15 protein-coding genes are annotated in these 19,235 nt (G+C 70.3%); 5 read left to right on the top strand and 10 right to left on the bottom strand.

Annotated features, from left to right (window positions below):
• The first annotated feature begins 118 nt into the window (after positions 1-118).
• The gene (gene ilvD / locus E7T09_RS14970; protein ID WP_136389994.1) at positions 119-1,948 is read left to right on the top strand and encodes a dihydroxy-acid dehydratase; all 1,830 of its coding nucleotides are present in this window, start codon (positions 119-121) and stop codon (positions 1,946-1,948) included.
• 32 nt (positions 1,949-1,980) lie between these two features.
• Here the strand turns inward: ilvD and E7T09_RS14965 are convergent, their stop codons facing one another.
• Positions 1,981-2,418, bottom strand: a complete 438-nt coding sequence (locus tag E7T09_RS14965) for a glyoxalase/bleomycin resistance/extradiol dioxygenase family protein (protein ID WP_136389993.1) — start codon at positions 2,416-2,418, stop codon at positions 1,981-1,983.
• A gap of 95 nt (positions 2,419-2,513) precedes the next feature.
• Here E7T09_RS14965 and mutS point away from each other — a divergent pair, with 95 nt between their 5' ends.
• Complete coding sequence (gene mutS, locus E7T09_RS14960) at positions 2,514-5,081, top strand: DNA mismatch repair protein MutS (protein ID WP_240741811.1); 2,568 nt, start codon at positions 2,514-2,516, stop codon at positions 5,079-5,081.
• A 5-nt stretch (positions 5,082-5,086) separates the two neighbouring features.
• Here mutS and E7T09_RS14955 read toward each other — a convergent pair whose 3' ends face one another.
• From E7T09_RS14955 to E7T09_RS14925, 7 genes are all read right to left on the bottom strand, one after another.
• Positions 5,087-6,157: an alpha-hydroxy acid oxidase gene (locus tag E7T09_RS14955; RefSeq protein WP_136389992.1), complete on the bottom strand. Its 1,071-nt coding sequence runs from the start codon at positions 6,155-6,157 to the stop codon at positions 5,087-5,089.
• Between the two features lie 16 nt (positions 6,158-6,173).
• Positions 6,174-7,310, bottom strand: a complete 1,137-nt coding sequence (locus tag E7T09_RS14950; RefSeq protein WP_136389991.1) for a PLP-dependent aminotransferase family protein — start codon at positions 7,308-7,310, stop codon at positions 6,174-6,176.
• Positions 7,307-8,275 carry an agmatinase gene (speB, locus tag E7T09_RS14945; protein ID WP_136389990.1) on the bottom strand — a complete coding sequence of 323 codons (969 nt, stop codon included), beginning with the start codon at positions 8,273-8,275 and terminating at the stop codon, positions 7,307-7,309. The genes E7T09_RS14950 and speB overlap by 4 nt, the downstream gene beginning before the upstream one ends.
• Before the next feature lie 29 nt (positions 8,276-8,304).
• Entirely contained in the window at positions 8,305-9,063 is a 759-nt protein-coding gene (locus E7T09_RS14940; RefSeq protein WP_136389989.1) for an amino acid ABC transporter ATP-binding protein, read from the bottom strand.
• Between the two features lie 10 nt (positions 9,064-9,073).
• Positions 9,074-9,652 (bottom strand): helix-turn-helix domain-containing protein, encoded by a 579-nt coding sequence (locus tag E7T09_RS14935; protein WP_136389988.1) that lies wholly within the window; start codon positions 9,650-9,652, stop codon positions 9,074-9,076.
• Positions 9,649-10,299 carry an amino acid ABC transporter permease gene (locus tag E7T09_RS14930; protein WP_136389987.1) on the bottom strand — a complete coding sequence of 217 codons (651 nt, stop codon included), beginning with the start codon at positions 10,297-10,299 and terminating at the stop codon, positions 9,649-9,651. Before E7T09_RS14930 ends, E7T09_RS14935 begins: the two co-directional genes overlap by 4 nt.
• An 88-nt stretch (positions 10,300-10,387) precedes the next feature.
• Positions 10,388-11,131, bottom strand: a complete 744-nt coding sequence (locus E7T09_RS14925; protein WP_136389986.1) for a basic amino acid ABC transporter substrate-binding protein — start codon at positions 11,129-11,131, stop codon at positions 10,388-10,390.
• A 121-nt stretch (positions 11,132-11,252) separates the two neighbouring features.
• Here E7T09_RS14925 and E7T09_RS14920 point away from each other — a divergent pair, with 121 nt between their 5' ends.
• The 3 genes from E7T09_RS14920 (at position 11,253) to mutL (ending at position 15,986) form a co-directional block, all read left to right on the top strand.
• On the top strand, positions 11,253-12,620 hold the full coding sequence (locus E7T09_RS14920) for an FAD-binding oxidoreductase (protein ID WP_136389985.1): 1,368 nt from the start codon (positions 11,253-11,255) through the stop codon (positions 12,618-12,620).
• 152 nt (positions 12,621-12,772) lie between these two features.
• Entirely contained in the window at positions 12,773-14,269 is a 1,497-nt protein-coding gene (locus E7T09_RS14915) for a DUF1080 domain-containing protein (RefSeq protein ID WP_136389984.1), read from the top strand.
• 73 nt (positions 14,270-14,342) lie between these two features.
• Positions 14,343-15,986, top strand: a complete 1,644-nt coding sequence (gene mutL, locus E7T09_RS14910) for a DNA mismatch repair endonuclease MutL (protein WP_136389983.1) — start codon at positions 14,343-14,345, stop codon at positions 15,984-15,986.
• A 27-nt stretch (positions 15,987-16,013) separates the two neighbouring features.
• Here mutL and E7T09_RS14905 read toward each other — a convergent pair whose 3' ends face one another.
• On the bottom strand, positions 16,014-17,177 hold the full coding sequence (locus tag E7T09_RS14905) for an amidohydrolase (RefSeq protein ID WP_136389982.1): 1,164 nt from the start codon (positions 17,175-17,177) through the stop codon (positions 16,014-16,016).
• Between the two features lie 88 nt (positions 17,178-17,265).
• The gene (locus E7T09_RS14900) at positions 17,266-19,065 is read right to left on the bottom strand and encodes an asparagine synthase-related protein (RefSeq protein WP_136389981.1); all 1,800 of its coding nucleotides are present in this window, start codon (positions 19,063-19,065) and stop codon (positions 17,266-17,268) included.
• Positions 19,066-19,235: the final 170 nt, after the last annotated feature.

Genomic DNA, 19,235 nt, shown 5'->3' with positions numbered 1-19,235 from the left:
GGTAGGCGCCGGGCGGGCGCGGCGTCTGGGAGCTGGAACTCGGTTCAGGGAAAGGGGCCGCCGTTTGTCTCTACGCCTGGATCACGCGCCGTTCAGGCTGGGGCACAATCGGGACGTTATGCCGACTTACCGCTCGAGAACGACGACTGAAGGCCGCAACATGGCGGGTGCCCGCGCCCTGTGGCGCGCGACGGGAATGCAGGAAGGGGACTTCCAGAAGCCGATCATCGCGGTGGTGAACTCGTTCACGCAGTTCGTGCCGGGCCATGTCCACCTGAAGGATCTGGGGCAACTGGTCGCGCGGGAGATTGAGGCGGCGGGCGGCGTGGCGAAGGAATTCAACACCATCGCCGTCGATGACGGGATCGCCATGGGCCACGACGGCATGCTGTACTCGCTGCCCAGCCGGGAGCTCATCGCGGACAGCGTGGAGTACATGGTGAACGCCCACTGCGCCGACGCGATGGTGTGCATCAGCAACTGCGACAAGATCACGCCGGGCATGCTGATGGCCGCCCTACGCCTGAACATCCCGGTCGTGTTCGTGTCGGGCGGACCGATGGAAGCGGGGAAAATCCTGCTGAAAGACACGCAGCATTCCCTGGATCTGGTGGACGCGATGGTCATGGCCGCCGACGACGCCGTGAGCGACGAGGAGGTGCTGGCCGTGGAGCGGAGCGCGTGCCCCACCTGCGGGTCGTGCTCGGGGATGTTCACGGCGAACTCCATGAACTGCCTGACCGAGGCGCTGGGGCTGTCGCTGCCGGGGAACGGCTCGGTGCTCGCCACGCACGCCGACCGGCAGCACCTGTTCAAGCGGGCTGGGCACCTGATCGTGGATCTGGCCAAGCGCCACTACGAGGGCGACGACGAGGGCGTCCTGCCGCGAAACATCGCCACCTTCGAAGCCTTCGAGAACGCCATGACGCTGGACATCGCCATGGGCGGCTCCACCAACACCGTGCTGCACCTGCTGGCCGCCGCGCACGAGGCGGGCGTGGACTTCACCATGGCGGACATCGACCGCCTGTCGCGCCGGGTGCCGGTGCTGTGTAAGGTCGCGCCCGCGAAAAGCGACGTCCACATGGAGGACGTGCACCGCGCCGGAGGCATCATGGCAATCCTGGGGCAACTGGAGAAAGCGGACCTGCTGAACCGGAACGTGAAGTCCGTCCACGCCGACAGCCTGGAGGAGGCGCTGGGACGCTGGGACGTGTCGCGCACGGAGGACGAGCAGACGCACACCTTCTACCGCGCCGCGCCCGGCGGCATTCCCACGCAGCTGGCGTTCTCGCAGGCGCGGCGGTACACAGCGCTGGACACCGACCGCGAGAAGGGCGTGATCCGCACGGCCGAGCACGCGTTCTCGCAGGACGGCGGGCTGGCCGTGCTGTACGGCAACCTCGCGGAGGACGGCTGCATCGTCAAGACGGCGGGCGTGGACGACAGCAACCTGACCTTCACCGGCACGGCCCGCGTGTTCGAATCCCAGGACGCGGCCGTCGACGGCATCCTGGGCGGCGACGTGAAGGAAGGCGACGTCGTCCTGATCCGCTACGAGGGGCCACGCGGCGGCCCCGGCATGCAGGAGATGCTCTACCCCACCAGCTACCTGAAGTCGAGGGGCCTCGGCAAGGCCTGTGCCCTGGTGACCGACGGGCGCTTCAGCGGCGGCTCGTCGGGCCTGTCCATCGGGCACGTGTCGCCGGAAGCGGCCGAGGGCGGCACGATCGGCCTGGTGCACACGGGCGACACCATCGAGATCGACATTCCGGGCCGCACGATCCACCTCGCGGTCAGCGACGCCGAACTCGCCGCCCGCCGTCAGAAACGCGACGAGGACGGCTGGCATCCGGCGGAGCCCAGGGCGCGCAAGATCACGGCCGCCCTGCGCGCCTACGCCAGCATGACGACCAGCGCCGCGCGGGGAGCCGTGCGGAGCATCTGAGCGCTGCCGGCTGGGCTGGGGTTCACGGACGCTCAGGACGTGGCGGGCAGCTCCTCGAAGAAATACCAGCGCTGGCCCTCCACGTCGGCGGCGCGGTACCGGCGACCGGGCGGGCCCTCCTCGATGCCCGAGAGGATCACCGCGCCGGCCTGCGCGGCACGCCGGGCGTGTCCGTCGAGATCCGGCACATAGACCAGGACGCCATTGACGATCCAGGGGACGTCCAGCCACTGCTGCGCCGGGCCGTACCGTTCGCGCAGGGTGGCGGGCGACTGATATCCGTCCGGGCCGTCCGCGAGCATGATGCGGCTGCCGCCGGCCAGCACCTCGCCGTGCAGGAGTCGCCCGGCATCGCCCAGCAGGCGCGTTCCCTCCGTGAAGCCAAACGCCTGAATCAGCCAGTCCATCGCGGCGGCGCCGTGTTCATAGGTCAGCATGGGGACAACGCGCTGGAAAGACTCGTGCGTCATGGCGGCTCCTAGCGGGCCGACGTGTCGCGGTTCGTGGCCCTGAATGTCCAGCGTATTCCGCTGGTGGCGTAACGCGTGCGCTATCCTTCTCGCCTATGCGGCCCCAGCGAGCGCAGAGCGTCCTGAAAGGCACCGGCAGCGGGGCCCTGCCGCCCATGCTGGAGCAGTACGTGGCCATGCGCGACGAGGTGGCTTCTCAGCTCCCGCACGCGCTGCTGCTGTTTCAGGTGGGCGATTTCTACGAGACCTTCGGGGAGGACGCCGAGCGGGCCGCGCGGCTGCTGGGACTGACCCTGACTCACAAGAGCAGCAAGGACTTCAGCACGCCGATGGCCGGAATTCCCCTGCGGGCGCTGGACGGGAACGTGGAGAAGCTGCTGGCAGCGGGCGTCTGCGTGGCCGTGGCCGATCAGGTCGAGGAGGCGGGCACCGGGCTGGTCGACCGCAAGGTCACGCAGCTGCTCACGCCGGGCACCGTGACCGAGGAACGGCACTTGGGCGTGGACGAGAACTACCTGGCGGCCGTGGCGACCGGCGACGGCTACGCGCTGGCCCTGCTGGACGTGAGCACCGGGGAGTTCCGCTGCGCGGCCTTTCACACCCGGCTGGCGCTGTACGACGAGCTGTCGCGCTGGCGAGCACGCGAGGTGCTGCTGGCGCCCGAACTGGCGGGAAACGCGGCGCTGCTCGCCGACTTCCAGGCCCGCTTTCCCGTGATGCTCTCACCAGCGAACTTCGACGAGGACGGCTGCCGCACGGAGCTGGGCACGACCCTGGGCGAGGTGCCGGGAACGCTGTCCACCCCGGCGCTGGTGCGGGCCTGCGGAGCGGTGGCCGGGTACGCCCGCGTGACCCTCCAGGGGCAGCTGGGCATGGTGCGCCGCGTGGTGCGCTTCGAGCCGGGCGCGCACATGCGGCTCGCAGATTCGGCGCTGCGGGCGCTGGAGGTGTTCACGCCGCAGTCGCCGCAGGGCATGACTCTGATGGACATCCTGTGCCAGACGCGCACGGCGGGTGGCCGGAGGAGATTGCGGGCGTGGCTGCGGGCGCCTCTGCTCGACGAGCTGAGCATCCGTGCCCGGCAGGACGGCGTGGAGGCCCTGACCCGCGCGGCCGACCTGCGGGGCGGAGTGCGCTCGCTGCTGTACCGCGCCCACGATCTGGAGCGGCTTGCGGCGCGCGTGGCGACCCGCCGGGCCACGCCGCGCGAGGTGGCGGCGCTGGCCCGCACACTGGAACTGCTGCCCGAGGCGACCCGGCTGCTGGACGGGCAGGGCGGCCTGCTGGGCGGCATCCGGGCGCGGCTGGACGGGCTGCCCGACGTGGTGACGCGCATCCGCGCCGCGCTGGTGGACGATCCGCCGCTGCGGCTGGGCGACGGCGGCCTGATCCGCGACGGCTTTTCCGCCGAACTGGACGAGGTTCGGGGCAGCGCCCTGTCGCACCGGGCGTGGCTGGCGGAACTGGAAACGAGCGAGCGCAAACGCACCGGCATCGGGTCGCTGAAGGTGGGCTTCAACTCGGTGTTCGGGTATTACCTGGAAGTGACCGGGCCGCATCTGGGCAAGGTGCCGCCCGACTACCGACAGGTGGCCACGCTCAAGGATCGCGCCCGCTTCACCCGCCCGGATCTGCGCGAGCGCGAGCGCGAGATCGCCCGGCTGGACGCGGCGGCCTCGCGGCTGGAGGTCGAGGTGTTCACGGAACTGCGCGACTCGCTGGCCGCGCATGCCGAGGCGCTCGCGGAGGCCGCCGGGGCGCTCTCGGAACTGGACGTGCTCGCTGCGCTGGCGGAACTGGCGGTGGACTGCTCGTGGAGGCGGCCACAGACGGTGCCGGAGACCGAGCTGGCGCTGACGCAGGCGCGGCATCCGGTCGTCGAGCGGTCGACCGGCGGGAAATTCGTGCCGAACGACGCGGCGCTGGACGGCGGCCGTTTCCTGCTGCTGCTGACCGGGCCGAACATGGCGGGCAAGAGCACCTACCTGCGCACCGTGGCCATCTGCGCGCTGCTGCACCAGATCGGCTCGTTCGTACCCGCCGACCACGCCAGCATGCCCGTGTACGACGCCATCCATACTCGCATCGGGGCGAGCGACGACCTCGCCGGTGGGCGCTCGACGTTCATGGTCGAGATGAGCGAGCTGGCCGCCATCCTGCACGGCGCGACCGCGCGCAGCTTGGTCATCCTCGACGAGGTCGGGCGCGGCACCAGCACGCTGGACGGTCTCGCCATCGCGCAGGCGGCGCTGGAGCACCTGCACGTGACCCGGGCGCACACGCTGTTCGCCACGCACTACTTCGAGCTGACCCGGCTGGAATCCGAGCTGCCGGGCGTGGTGAACCTGCACGTGGCCGCCGAGGAGGATGCCCGCACGGATGGCGGCGTGGGCCTGACCTTCTACCACCAGGTCGTGCCCGGCGCGGCGCGGCACAGTTACGGCGTGGAGGTCGCGCGGCTGGCCGGGCTGCCGGGGAACGTCACGACCCGCGCGGGACGGCTGCTCACCGCCCTGAACGCGGGCGGCGACGACCGCCGGCTGGTGCAGGAACTCGCCACGCTGGACGTGTCGCGCCTGACGCCCCTGCAGGCGCTGGAACTGATCCACCGCTGGCAGCGCGAGGCGACCGGGACGGCGGACGCCGAGGCCGTTCATCCCTGAGCGGGTCAGTGCGGGAAGATCAGGTCCGGCCCCAGGTCGCTGATCTGGACCTTGCCGCACAGGGCCATCGCCAGCCGCAGTTCCCCGCGCAGCAGTTCCAGCGTGTGCCGCACGCCGGCCTCGCCTCCCAGCGCCAGCCCATACAGCGCGGGCCGCGCGATGAACACGGCCTTCGCGCCCAGCGCCAGCGACTTGAGGACATCGGTGCCGCGCGTCACGCCACCGTCGAGGTAGATCTCGGCGCGGCCTGCCACGGCGTCCACGATCTCCGGCAGGGCCTCCAGCGCGGTCACGGCGGTGTCCAGCTGACGGCCCCCATGGTTGCTCACCCACACGTGACACCCGTGCTCCACGGCCAGGGCGGCGTCCTCAGCGGTCAGCAGGCCCTTGAGGACGATGGGCAGCGTGGTCTGGGCGCGCAGCCACGCCAGATCTGCCCAGGACAGGCCCTTGTCGAGGAGCGTGTTGAAGTAGCTCAGGTCGTCTACTCCCTCGCTGCCGGGGGTGCGCGGGCCGACATTCGGCAGCACCGTGCCGGGCGCGATATGCACGGGCGTGCGGAGGATCGCCTCGCGGCGGCCCAGGTAGGGGGCGTCCACGGTGAGCACCAGGGCGCGGGCGCCACTGGCCTGGGCACGCTGGATCAGGGCGCGGCTCACCTCGCGGTCGTGGTACAGGTACAGCTGGAACCACAGCCGCTCCGGGGCGGCCTGCGCGACGTCCTCCAGGGGACGGTGGCTCATGGTACTCAGGGTCATGACGCTGCCCACGCTGGCGGCGGCGCGGGCGGTGGCGACCTCGGCGTCCGGATGGACCAGGCCGTGCAGGGCGCACGGAGCGATCCCGACCGGAAAGTCCAGCGGCAGGCCCAGCACGGTCGTCCGGAGGTCGATGGCCGTGACGTCCACCAGCATGCGGGGCCGCAGGCGCAGGGCCGCGTACCCCTCGCGGTTGGCGCGCAGCGTGACCTCGTCATTCGCGCCGCCCACGTAGTACGCGAGCGCGGCCGGGGAGAGGACGCTGGCGGCGGCCACCTCCATCTCGCGGAGGTTCAGGTAGGGCAGGTCAGTCGTCATGGCTGAGCACAGCTTGTCAGACGCCGGCCCTGAGCGCCTGACCGAGCCGCCGGACGCCCTCGCGCAGGTCGTCCTCGGCGTAGTACGCGAAGCACAGCCGGATCTTGTCGGCCTGCGTGTGCTCCGGGCTGAAGCGATTGCCCGGCTGGAAGCGCACGCCCTGCGGAACGGCGCCGTCCAGCAGCGCGGCACTGTCCAGGCCGCCGGGCAGCGTGAGCCACACGAAATACCCGCCCTGCGGCGGCAGGAACGTGACCGGCAGGGCCCGCAGCGCGTCCGTCAGGGCAGCGGCGCGGACGCGGAAGGTGTCGCGCAGGCCCTGAATGTACCGGGGCAGCAGGCCCAGTTCGATCATGCTGCGGATCAGGGCGCTGCCCAGCGGACTGAACCCCCCGCCGCTGGCGACCATGCCGTTGCGGGCGAGCACCTCCAGCCGATCGGCCCGCGCGCTGATCCAGCCCAGACGCGTGCCAGGCGCGAGGATCTTGCTGAACGACCCCAGGCTGATGACCTGCCCGGTGCCCACATGCGCCGCCAGCGACGGCGGGGGCAGATCGCCGTAGGTCAGGAGGTGATAGACCTCGTCGGCGACGACCAGGAAGTCGTGCTCCTGCGCGAGATTCACGAGCTGTAGACGACGTTCAGCACTCAGGGTCGCGCCGGTCGGGTTCTGGTGGGTAGGGATGGTGTACACCAGGCGCGGGCGGTGCGCGGCCACCAGCGCAGCCAGGGCGTCCACCTCCAGGCCGTGTGCGTCCACGGGCGCGGCCACGATCCTCAGGCGGTGGTTGCGGAAGATGTCCAGCGCCAGGAAGTACGTGGGGTCTTCGACGATGATCGCGTCGCCCGGCTGCGTGAACATGGCGCAGATCAGGTCGAGCGCCTGCGACACCCCGCCGGAGATGAACAGTTCCTCCGGGTCGACGGGAAAGGCGTACTGGCCGGTCAGGAACGCGGCCAGTTCGGTGCGCAGGAAGCCGTCGCCCCACTCGGCGCCGTATTGCAGGAACGACGGATCGCCCTGCGCGAACCGGTGCGCGGCGGCCTGCTGCATGAACGTCAGCGGCAGCATGTCCAGCGTGGGGTGGCCCACACCCAGTTCGATCACGCCCTCGGTGAGGGTAGTCTGGACGCTTTTCAGGACAGGGGTCATGCGCGGCCATCCCGTTTGTTCAGCGCGAGCAACGTGATGAGTTCATAGGCGACGGTGGCGGCCAGCAGCGCCGTGACCTCGCCGTGGTCGTAGGCGGGCAGGACTTCGACCACGTCGCAGCCGACGAGGTTCAGGCCGCCCGAACCCGCACTGTGCAGCGCCCGCAGATAGTCGAGCGCCTGCCGGCTGGTCGGGCCGCCGACTTCCGGTGTGCCGGTGCCGGGCGCGAAGGCCGGATCGACGAAATCCACGTCGAAGGTCAGGAACACCGGGCGCGTCCCCACCCGCGCCCGCACGCGCTGCGCCAGGGCTTCGGGCGTGAAGGCGGGCAGCTCGTAGCCGTCGATGACCTCGAAGCCCAGATTTCGGGCTACCTCCAGATCCTCAGGGGCATACAGCGGGCCGCGCATGCCGATCTGGATGCTGGCCGCCGGATCGAGGATGCCCTCCTCGGCCGCGCGCTTGAAGGACGTGCCGTGGTTGTACTGGAAGCCGAAGTAGCTGTCCCACGTATCGCTGTGCGAGTCGAAGTGCACCAGTGCGAGCGGCCCGTGCACGGCCGAGACCGCCCGCAGATGCGCCAGCGTGACGCTGTGGTCCCCGCCCAGCAGCACCGGCGTGACCCCGGCCTGCACGATGGGCGTCAGCGCGGCCACGATCCGCCCGTACGACGCCTCGATCTGGCCGGGCACGGTCGGCAGGTCGCCGTAGTCCACGCCGGACAGGTGGTCGAACACGCGGATCTTCTGCGCGGCGTTGAAGGGCCGCTGGAGGGCGCTGGCGGCGCGGATCGCGGCCGGGCCGAAACGCGCGCCCACGCGGTAGGACGCGCCCGTGTCGAAGGGCGTGCCGATCACCGCGAAATCCACGCCGTCCAGGTCGGTCACGTGCGGCAGGCGCATGAAGGTGCGCACGCCGGTGAAGCGCGGCGTCTCGAAGGAATCGGCGGGTTCGTAATGGGGCATGACGTAAACCTCGTGGGCGGGATCGGCCCTCAGTGGTGCGCCACCCGTTGCAGGAAGGTGCGGGTGCGTTCCAGCTTCGGCTGGCGGAAGAACTCGGCGGGCGGGGCGTCCTCCAGCACCTCGCCCCGGTCCATGAACAGCACGCGGTCCGCGACGTCGCGGGCGAAGCCCATCTCGTGCGTGACGACCAGCATGGTCATGCCGCCGGTCGCGAGGCCCCGCATCACGTCCAGCACCTCGCCCACCATCTCGGGGTCGAGGGCACTGGTGGGCTCGTCGAAGAGCATGATCTTGGGCTCCATCGCCAGGGCGCGGGCAATGGCGACCCGCTGCTGCTGCCCCCCCGAGAGCTGCGCGGCATGCTTGTCGGCCTGCTCCTCGATGCCCACGCGGCGCAGCAGTGTCATGGCGCGGTCCCTGGCCTCGGCTTCGCTCAGCCCGCGCAGTTTGATGGGCGCGAGCATCACGTTGCGCAGCACGGTCATGTGTGGAAACAGGTTTAACTGCTGGAACACCATGCCGACCTCGCGCCGGACGGGTTCCAGGCGCCTCAGGGTGCTCAGGTGATGGCCGTCCACGGTGATCTCGCCCTGCTGGAAGGCCTCCAGTTTGTTGATGCAGCGGATCAGGGTGCTCTTGCCGCTGCCGGACGGGCCGAGCACCACGACCTTCTGCCCCGCCGCCACGGTCAGGTTCACATCCCTGAGGACGTGCAGCGCGCCGAACCACTTGTTCAGGCCGCTGATCTGGATGATCGGATCGGTGGCCGGGCTGTCGGCTGGGGTCATGGGGCCTCCATCATGGGTGGGGACTGGTGATCCAGATGACCTCGGTGGCCGTCCGGGTGGGGTTGCGCCAGTTGTGCGGAATGCGCGACGAGAGCGTCAGGCTGTCGCCCGCCCCGAGAAAGTAGTGGGCGTCCTCGACCATCACTTCCAGCTGGCCGCTGAGCACCGTCACGAAGGACACGTCGGCGTCCAGGGTGTACAGTTCCTCGCCGCCGTAGCCGCCGGGGTCGATGGTGCTGCGCAGCACCATCAGCTCGCCGCCCAGGCCCTGCGAGAGCAGCACCTCGTGCACGTCGTGCCCGCCGAAGTTCACGGGCGGCGCGTCGGCGGCGCGGATCAGATGGGCGGTGGGCGGATCGAACAGCGTGCCGGGCCGGATGCCCAGCGCGGCGCAGACGTTCACCAGCGAGGCCACGGACGCGCTGGTCAGGTCGCGTTCCATGCGGCTCAGGAAGGACTTGTCCAGGCCGGTCAGCGCGACGAGCTGTTCCAGTGTCAGACCCCGGGCCTTGCGGGCGGCCCGCAGGCGGGGGCCGATGCGCGGCTGGAGTTGTGGGTCAGCGGCGTGGGGGTCGGCGGGTCGGGTCATGCCACCCGCCACCGGTTCTCGATACGGTTGGCAATGAAGCTCAGGGTCAGGGTCATGATCAGGTACATCACGCTGATCGCCAGGAACATCTCGAAGGGCCGGAAGGTGCGGCTGGACACGAGCTGCGCCGCCCGCGTGAGTTCCACGATGGCAATCGCGGAGAGCAGCGACGAGTTTTTCAGCAGGCTGATCGCCTCGTTTACCAGCGGTGGCACGACCCGCCGGAAGGCCTGCGGCAGCACGATGTAGCGCAGCGTGTCCGTGGGTGTGAAGCCCAGCGACAGGCTCGCCTCGGTCTGCCCGCGTGCGATGCTCTGGATGCCGCTGCGGACGATTTCCGCCACGTACGCGCTGGAATTGATGGAGAACGCGATCACGCCCGCCGCGAACTCGTTGATGGGATGCTGCAGCAGTTGCGGCAGGCCGAAGAAGATCAGGAAGATCTGCACCAGCATGGGCGTGCCCCGGATCAGCTCGATGTACGCCAGTGCCAGTCCAGCCAGCCAGCGCAGCGGCGAGAGCCGGGCCAGCGCCACCAGGGTGCCGAGCAGCACCCCGAACACCAGCGCCAGCGCCGTGATCTTGAGGGTCATGGCCGCGCCCTGGAGCAGGTACGGGATGTTCTGCCAGATCAGGTTGAAATCCATGCGTCACCAGGGGTCGGGCGAAGGGAGCGGGCCGGAGCTTCCGGCGGGGCGGCGGGCGAATCCCGCCGCCCCGCCCTTCACTCCTGGCTTACTTGAACCACTTGGCGACCAGGGCGTCCATCTCGCCGCTCCCCCGGATCTGGATGATGGCGGCGTTCACGCGGTTCTGCACGTCGGTGCAGTCCTTGCGGATGGCGAGGCCGGTGTCGATCTTATTCAGCATGCCGGTGATCATCAGGTCGGGGTAGGTCTTGAGGAACTGGAGGGCCACCGGCCGGGCGACGATCATGGAGTCGGCCTGGCGCGTCTGGACGGCCAGGGCGGCGTCGGTGTAGAGGTTATAGGACTTGACGTTGCCGCCCTTGACGCCCTGCGCCAGTTTCTCCTGGGCGCTGCCGATCTGCACGGCGATGCTCTTGCCGCTGAGGCTGGCGAGCGTGCGGGTGGCGCTGTTCTCCTTGCGGACGACGATGACGTTCTGGCCGGAGAAGTACGGCAGGCTGAAGTTCACGCTCTTCTTGCGCTCGTCGGTGATGGTCATGCCGGCGGCGATCATGTCGATCTTCTTGGCCATCAGGGCGGGGATCAGGCCGTCGAAGCTCTGGCCGATCACGTTGACCTTGACGCCCATCTGCTTGCCGATGGCGTTCATGAGGTCGATGTCGAAGCCGACGATCTTGTTGCTGGTGTCGAGGCTCTCGTAGGGGGGGTAGTCGGGGCTGGTGCCGATGTTCAGGCCGCTGGCCTTGATGGCGGTCATGCAGCCCTGGGCGCTGGCGTGCGCGACGAGAAGGCTGAGTCCGAGGGCGAGCGTGATGCGGGTCGTCTTCATGGGAATCCTCCGGGTGAGGTTGTAAGCTGTGGGGGCAGCCTAAGACGAAGTTGCATGGAGTGCAATACGGTTGCATAGTTCGCGTACCACCCGGCCGTGATCCGGCGAGGAGGAAGGCCCCTTGAACGCCGACGCCCTGACCGCCCTGAAGGCCCGCTACGGCGAGCACCTGAGCACCTCGGCCCCGATCCTGGAAGCCCACGGGCGCGATGAGAGCCACCCGACGGTACACCCGCCCCACGCGGTCGTGTTCGCGCAGGACGAGGCGGACGTGGTAGACGCCCTCAGCCTCGCGGCCGAGCACGGCTTCCCAGTCACCCCCTTCGCGGTGGGCAGCAGCCTGGAAGGCCAGGTGATTCCCGTGCAGGGCGGCCTCTCGCTGGACGTGTCGAACCTCAAGCGCGTACTGGCCATCGAGCCCGGCGGCTTTCAGGCGACCGTGCAGCCGGGCGTGACGTACCCGGAACTGAACCGGCAGGCCCGGCCACATGGCCTGTTCTTCCCGGTCGATCCGGGTGCGGAGGCCAGTCTGGGCGGCATGGCCTCCACCAATGCCAGCGGCACGGGCGCGGTGCGCTACGGCACCATGCGCGACAACGTGCTGGAACTGCGCGTGGCCCTGATGGACGGCACGGTCATCCGCGCGGGCAGCAAGGCCCGCAAGACCAGCGCCGGGTACGACCTGAAGAACCTGTTCATCGGGGCGGAGGGCACGCTGGGCGTGATCACGGAAATGACCGTGAAGCTGTGGCCACTGCCCGCGCACGTGGTCGTGGTGCGCGGCACCTTCCCTACCGTCGGGGCGGCCGCCGCGTGCGCCGTGACGATCATGGGCGCCGCGCTGCAACCCGAACGGCTGGAGCTGATCGACGAGCATGAGATCCACGCCGTGAACGCGTACGAGCACACGGATCACCCGGAAGCGCCGACGTTGTGGATCGAACTCGCCGCCGCCAGCGAGAGCGCCCTGGAGGACACCCTGGGCCTGTGCCAGGAACTGTGCCAGGACGCGGGCGCCCAGCACCTGGGGACCGCCCGCAGCGCCGCCGAGCGGTCGAAGATCTGGGAGGCCCGGCACCACGCGTACTACGCCATGGGCGCCCTGTACCCCGGCCACGCGCGCATGAGCACGGACGTGTGCGTGCCGCTGCACCGCCTGCCGGACGTGCTGGCCGCCAGCCGCGACCTGTGCGACCGGGCGGGCCTGCATGCGAGTTTCGTGGGGCACGTCGGGGACGGGAACTTTCACGTGCTGTTCCACGCGCCGCCCGACGACCACGCCACCTGGGCCACCATCCACCGCATCTACGACGAGATGATCACGCTGGCCCTGGCGGCCGGCGGCACCTCTTCCGGCGAGCACGGCGTGGGGCTGCACAAGCGCGGCTATCTGGCGCAGGAACACGGGGACTCGCTGCACGTCATGCGTGGCCTGAAGACCCTGCTCGATCCGCGCGGCCTGCTGAACCCCGGCAAGATCCTGCCCTGAGCGCCGCGACGACGGCCGCTCGACCTTGAAGATCCGGTGAATGAAGCCCGGCGGGCCTTTTGCCGTGCGCTCACTGGAACGGTAGTTCCGTACCGGACAGTGGATGAAGTGAAGCGCAGGCACTAGCCCTGGCGCTGGGCGGGAGGCATCGCATGCGGAACGACTGTACTGGAACGTCCCGAGGCCGGGCAGTGTCCATGGCGCTGCGGGTGTCGATCCCGCTGCTCGCCGGCCTGGCCCTGGGGGCCTGCGCCGATGCCACGGCGCCGACCGCTCCGGCTTCGAACCCTGGCCCGGCGGCCAGCCTGCTGCCGCAGACGGTCTGGACGCCGCTGTTCAACGGCACGAACCTGAGCGACTGGACGACGTGGCTGCCCGCACGTGGCACGGGCAGCGACCCGGAGCGGTACTTTCAGGTGGAGAACGGCGCGCTGCACGTCCTGAACGTTCCGGTCACGGCGCAGGAACGCGAGTTCGGTTATCTGACCACCACCACGGCGCACTCGGATTACCGCCTGCGCCTCCAGTACCGCTGGGGAGACAAGACCTTCGCGCCCCGCGCGGGCCAGCCGAGGGATGCGGGCGTGCTGTACCACGTGACCGGCCCGGACGGCATCTGGCCCAGTGCGGTGGAGTTCCAGATCATGGAGGGCAATACCGGAGATCTGTGGGCCCTGAACGGCGTCAACCTGTCCACCACGGCCCGGTCCGGCGGCGACGGCGACCCGGCCTACGATCCCTTCGGCGAGCCGCTTACGACGGCGTTTCCGGCCGGGAGTTACAAACGCGTGCAGCGTGCCGTGCCGCTGCCCGAGAACGCTGGCGGCTGGAACGACCTGGAGATGATCGTGTCGGGCGACGAGGCCGTGCAGGTCGTGGACGGCCAGGTGACCGCGCGGGTCACGGGCCTGCGCGGCCCGGACGGCTCCCCCCTCACCTCGGGCCGGATCGCCCTGCAGGCCGAGGGCGCGGAGGTGTACTACCGCAATATCGACCTGAGACCCCTGGCGTACACGCCTCCACCCGCCGGCGCGACGGTGCTGCTCGGCCCTGACGCGACCGGCGCGGATGCGTGGCAGTCGCGGGCGGGCGGCCCGGCAGACTGGCCCGTGCAGGGTGGCGTGATGACGGTGAACAGCACGGCCGTGCCCGGCGATGCGGCCAGCAGCAACGATGTCCGGAGTGCGCAGGCTTTCGGGGACGTGCACCTGCACCTAGAGTTCAAGGTGCCGGTCACGCGGGAGGATCTGCCGGAACAGGATCGGGGCAACAGCGGCGTGTTCCTGCAGGGCCGCTACGAGGTGCAGATCCTCGATTCCTTCGGGCAGCCCCTGGACGGGCGAAACGACCTGGGGGCCGTGTACGGGCAGACGGACGCCACTTCGAACGCGGCGCTGCCGGCGGGAACGTGGCAGACCTACGATCTCCAGTTCCGCGCGGCCCGATGGCAGGGCGGCCAGAAGACCGAGGACGCCCGCGTGACCGTCTACCTGAACGGCGAGAAGGTTCAGGACGACGTGCCCATCGGCGTCAGTACCCTGCTGGGCGCACCGCAGGCGGAGTCTGACGGGCCGGTGGTGCTTCAGGATCACGGGAGCGCCGTGCAGTTCCGGAACATCTGGGTCGCGCCGCCGGACAGCGGGTCGTAGGGCAGCCGTCCAGGGCCGCCTGGACGGAATCCATGCCCCAATCCGGTTCGTGGACGTGCGCTACGCTGCGCGGGTGATTCACGTCCTGCCGCCGCATGTGGCCCGCCTGATCGCGGCGGGCGAGGTGGTGTCCCGGCCGCTGGACGTAGTGCGGGAACTGGTGGACAACGCCCTGGATGCCGGGGCGACCCGGATCGAGATCGAGGTCGAGGACGGCGGTCTGCGTGTGGTGCGTGTGCGCGACAACGGCGTGGGCATTCCGGCGGCGTCGGTGGCCCTGGCGGCCGTGCGGCACGCGACGAGCAAGCTCGCGCCGGACGCGGCGGCCGTGGAGCGCGTGACTACCCTGGGCTTCCGGGGCGAGGCGCTGTGGGCGGCGGCGCAGGCGGGAGAACTGCATCTCGTGACCCGACCGGCCGCGCAGGTGGGGGCGGCCGAGGTGCACGCGCAGGGCGAGGACGTGCGCGTGGGCCGCGTCTCCGCTCCGGCGGGAACGACCGTCACGGTGTCGGGGCTGTTCGAGGCGCTGCCCGCGCGCCTGCGCACCCAGCTCCCGGCCACGGTCGAGGTGCGCGAGATCACGGCGCTGCTGGGCCGCTACGTGCTGCACCATCCGGGTGTGCACTGGCGGGTCACGGTGGATGGCGAGGCCCGCCTGACGCACGCGCCCGCCGATCATCGAGGCGCGGTCGCCAGCGTGTACGGGCCGCTCAGTGCGAACCGCGTGCTGATGGTCGAGGCGCCGGGCGTGCGCGGCGTGGTGTCGCGCCCGGAGCTGACGCGGGCGCGACGTGACCGCATGCACTTCAGCGTGAACGGCCGCCCGGTACTGGCTCCGCCGGAACTGGAGAAGGCCGTGATCGAGGGTTACACGGAACTGCTGCCCTCAGGAGTCGCGCCTCTGTGCGTGCTCGACCTGACGGTCGCCCCGGAGGATCACAACCCGAACGTCCACCCGGCCAAGCAGATGGTGGCGCTGGCCGATCTGGCGGGCGTCGCGGCCCGCGTGCGTGAGGCCGTGGCGTCGGCCCTCGCCGCGCACCCGCTGGCGCGGCTGGCCCCGGCGCTGAGTGCCCCACCCCAGCCCGTGCGCGACGCGGGCGGCACCTCGTTTCCTGACCTGGGTCTGGTCGGCGTGTACCAGAACCTGTACCTGCTGGCCCAGGGCGAGGGTGACCTGTGGGTCGTGGACGCGCACGCCGCCCATGAACGCGCCCTGTACGAACGCCTGACCCGTGGGCTGGGCGAGGCCCCGCCGGTGGAGTTGCCGGAACCGGAACTGCTGCACCTGACCCCCGAACAGACCGCCCGGCTGCACGAACGCGCCCCGCAGTTGCAGGGCTGGGGCCTGACGCTGGAGGACTTCGGCGCGGGCCTGGCGCGGCTGCGCACCCTGCCCGCCAGTCTGGCCGCGCTGGCCGTGCCCCGGCTGCACGAGCAGATCGTGGAGGCCGCGCTGGGCGACTCGCCGGATCCCCGCCGGGACGTGCTGGCGCGGCTGGCCTGCGCTCCCGCCCTGAAGGCCGGCATGATCGATCACGCGCGCGGCGAGCTTGTGCTGGCCGCCCTGGCCGCCTGCGAGCACCCGTGGGCCTGTCCGCATGGCCGCCCGACCGTGCTCCGGCTCCCGGAACGCGATCTCGCGCACGCGTTCGGGCGGCGGGGGGTGCGCGACGTGGCGCGTGGGCGGGACGACGTGCCCGGCCTCAACCGCTGAAGGAGGCCGGGCACCCCCTGGATCGGGTCACTCCGGCTGCGTCAGTCTCCGGGCCGCCGCGACGTACATCGTCGTGCCCGAGTCCAGGGCACGCTCGTCGATGTCGAACTTCGGGTGGTGATGCGGCGCGGCGTCCGGGCCGCCCGCCCCGATCAGGATGAACGAACCGGGCACCCTGGTCATGTAGGCGCTGAAATCCTCGCCGCCCATCAGAGGCTCGCCGGGGTGAACGGTGACGTCCGGCAGCGCCGTGGCGGCCACCTCGCGCAGAACCTGCGTGACGGCCGGGTCGTTATTCACCGCGTCGTACCCGGTGTGGTACGTGAAGGTGTAGGTGGCCCCGTAGGCGTCGGTGATGCCCCGGACGACCTGTTCCATCCGCTCCGGCATGGCGGCGCGCAGATCCGGGTCGAAGATCCGCACCGAACCGCCCAGCGCGACCTCGCCGGGAATGACGTTGTGCGCGGTACCGCCGTGCAGGGTGGTCACGCTGAGCACGCCCGCCTTCACCGGATCCCGCTGGCGGGAGATGACGGTCTGCAAGCCCAGGATGACCTGCGCGGCGATCACGACCGGGTCGATGGTGGTGTGGGGGAACGCGGCGTGTCCGCCGTGGCCGTGAATGGTCAGGTCGAAGCTGTCCGGCGCGGCCAGCAGCGGACCTTCGCGCAGCACGATCACGCCCGCCGGCACGGGGCTCATCAGGTGCGTGCCCACGGCGACGTCCACGCCGTCCAGCAGGCCGCCGTCCACGAGTTCCCGCGCCCCGCCGGGAAACAGTTCCTCGGCGTGCTGGAAGATGAAACGCACCTCGCCGCGCAGCGCCTCCGGGTGGGCGCTGAGTTCACGCGCCGCGCCGAGAAGCATCGCGGTGTGGCCATCGTGCCCACAGGCATGCATGACGCCGGGATTCACGGACGCGAAGGCCAGGCCGGTGTCCTCCTGAATGGGCAGGGCGTCCATGTCAGCGCGCAGCAGCACGGTGCGCCCCGGCCCCGCCGTGCCCTTCAGAATGGCCAGGACGCTGGTGGGCGTGGGCCGGGACACGCTCAGGTTGGGGAAGGAACGCAGGAGATCCTCGACGTACTGCGCGGTGCCGTGCTCCTGAAAGGACAGTTCCGGATGCTGGTGCAGCCAGCGCCGCCATTCGATCACCTGCGTGGCGGGGGCGTCGGTAGGGCTCGCGGTCATGGAGTACCTCCAGGCCGCGCGGAGACACGCTGGCGGCCAGACCACGACGATTCCACCGATCCGCTCCGGATGTCAAACCTGCGGCAGCTCAGTCTCCGGCGGGCGCGGAGTACGACGTTCCCTGTGGGATCTCTGGCCGGCCCAGGTGAGGCCGGCTGGCCGGAACGGGGCGGGAGGTGACGATCTGGTCGGCCTCGCGCAGGGTCAGCAGCCGCATCAGGAAGGTCGCATGATCCACCTGCCCGATCCGCAGGGCCGGGATACCCAGCAGGCGCGTCCCGAGCGGCGTGCGGCGCAGGCGGCCCAGGTGCGAGCGCAGATTGCCTTTCAGGCTCGCCTTCCGGGAGGGTGTCCTCAGGCCCTGGAGCAGGCCGAGCATCAGCTCCGGACTCAGCAGGTCGTCGAGTCGGCTGGGTTCCAGGGCCACGCTGGCCTGCACCTCGTCCTGCTGGCGGATCAGCTCGGCATTCCAGTCCGGCTCATAGCCCTGGCTGGCCGCGATGGGCACATTCAGCAGGTGCGGGTCGAGATGGGTCAGGGCCGCGCGGAACAGGGCCTTGTCGGCCAGAGCGTCGAGCGGCACGCGGCCCAGGAAGTCCAGCACCTGCGTGTCCAGGAACGGCGTGTGCACGCGGGCGGCGTGTCCGGCGTAGCGCTCGCGCCAGGGCAGCAGCACGTGCGGCAGGTGCTGGTCGAGCATCAGCATCAGGTCACGCTGCGCGGGGTGCTCCCAGCGCAGCGTGCGGGCCGTGATCACGTCCAGCTCGGTCTGCCACGCGTCACGCAGCGTGGCATAGGTATGCGCCGGAATGCGGCCCTGCAACCACGCCAGGGGCGAGAACCCGGTCAGGTGGTGGTTCTTGAGCTGCTCGGGCACGGTCTTCAGCGGGTGGGTGCAGAGTTCGAACGGCTGCTCACCCGTGAACACGTCGGTCGGGTGCAGGGTATCCAGCTGCGCCCAGGCGTCGGCCTCGTCGCAGAAGTGCGTGACCCCCTGGCCCCACTGCGCGTTGTGCCGCACGGTGCCCAGCAGGTCGCCGCCGTACGCGTCGATCACGGTGTGCTGCGCGCCATACTGCCGGGCGAGCCGCGCCGCGACGCTGGTGTCCGAGCCGCGCGCCTGATCGCCCAGGGCATACGAGAAGGTCTGGAGGGACGGCCCAGATCCGGACAGCAGGCTGAGCAGACCGCGCGAATCGTAGCCTCCGCTGAGCGACAAATGCACCTCATGGGCCGATGACGGAACGCGCCGGGCGACCGCCGCGCGCAGCAGTTCCGCGAGTTCCTGCGTCTGATCGGGGCTGACCCCGCCACCCAGGGGGCCGGGTTCCACCGTCCAGTATTCGCGCGATGTCAGTCGTGTGCGTTCCAGATCGGTCACGCTGGCGCGCGGCAGGGCGCGGACGCCCCGGTGCAGGGTCAGGCCGCCGAACATGTTCCCGGTTGCCAAGTACGCCGCGACGCCTGCCGGATCGAGCGGCCTGGGCTGGAATCCGGCCCAGTCGGCGCGGGTCGCAAGGGCCGCATGGTCGCCGTCATGCGCGGCATACAGCTTGTGCGACCCGGTGCGGTCCGTGAAGACGCTGATTCGCCCGTCACGGACGTCGAGGATCAGCAGCGCGTAGGCCCCCTCCAGGTGCATGCCCAGCGCCGCGCCGTACTGCCGGTACAGCGCCGGAAGGGTTTCCACTGCCGTGCCATACAGGTGCCCGTGCAGCAGCGCGACCACGCCCGCCACCGGGTTCACGATGGGCCGCGCGCCGTCCAGATCGAGCTGAACCGTCCACGGGCCGACCTGAACAGATCCGGCGAGGGAAGCTGACGTGAGGGGCTCCGTGCCTGGAGCGCCGCCCAACCAGTCCAGGCGCAGGCCGAAGTCAGTGGGCATGGAGCCGGCCAGACATACTTGAGAAGGGCTCACCACGTCCGGGGGAGCGTGAGACGGCGTGGCGGTCGTTCATACCTTCAGGGTAGGTACACGCAATACACATGAATCTGACAAAACGCCGTCCAGCACGGCCCCCAGCGGTCGCCACCATGGCCCCCCCTGGCGGGGGA

Origin of the sequence: Deinococcus sp. KSM4-11, assembly GCF_004801415.1 — a bacterium.
Lineage (GTDB): Bacteria > Deinococcota > Deinococci > Deinococcales > Deinococcaceae > Deinococcus.
Note: the sequence above shows the minus strand (reverse complement) of the source record. Positions and strands in the feature narration are given on the sequence as shown.